Annotated in this window: 1 protein-coding gene; it reads left to right on the forward strand. The window is 32.0% G+C overall.

The genetic code is table 11. From position 1 onward, the window contains the following. The coding region (locus E3E36_RS13570; RefSeq protein ID WP_206203628.1) for a hypothetical protein at positions 1-507 on the forward strand (507 nt) is incomplete at its 5' end. Between the last annotated feature and the right edge of the window lie 59 nt (positions 508-566).

The following is a 566-nucleotide window of genomic DNA, read 5'->3' on the forward strand; positions in this document are numbered from 1 at the left end:
ATATTTGTGTACATCTCTTCTTTTCAGCAAAATAAAAAAGACGATACCGCACATTTTCAAAATCACGAATTAAAAGTTGGCGATACTATTTTTTATTCAAGTGGTTTTATTGTTCTTAAAAGTGTTGATGTAAACCCTGTTGCTAAAAAAGATAAATACGCAGCAGATGAAAGTGCTTTGTTTTTAAACCTTGACATAGTTGCAAAAGATGGGAGACGATATATAGCCACTCCGGGTATTGCTTTAAAAAATAACCAAGTTCGTGAAATGCCCGACAGTGTTGTATCTCAAAGTTTGGTGTTGAAATTTTATAATGTAATAAATGGTGATGCAGGTAAGCTGGAAATTGGTGTGAAAGAAAGCAGCAGCATTACAGATTTAGTTACTTTAAAAGTGTATGAATTTCCTATGATTAATGTTTTATGGATAGGCGTTGTAATTATGGTAATTGGTTTTATATTGAGTATTATTCAACGTAACAGAAAATCTGCATTAACTGCGGTTTAGATACTGTTTAAGGTTACCTTTTCTAACTTTAACGTATCAATAGCAAAGCTTCTGTAACT

It is taken from the genome of Thermococcus sp. M36 (assembly GCF_012027355.1).
Lineage (GTDB): Archaea > Methanobacteriota_B > Thermococci > Thermococcales > Thermococcaceae > Thermococcus.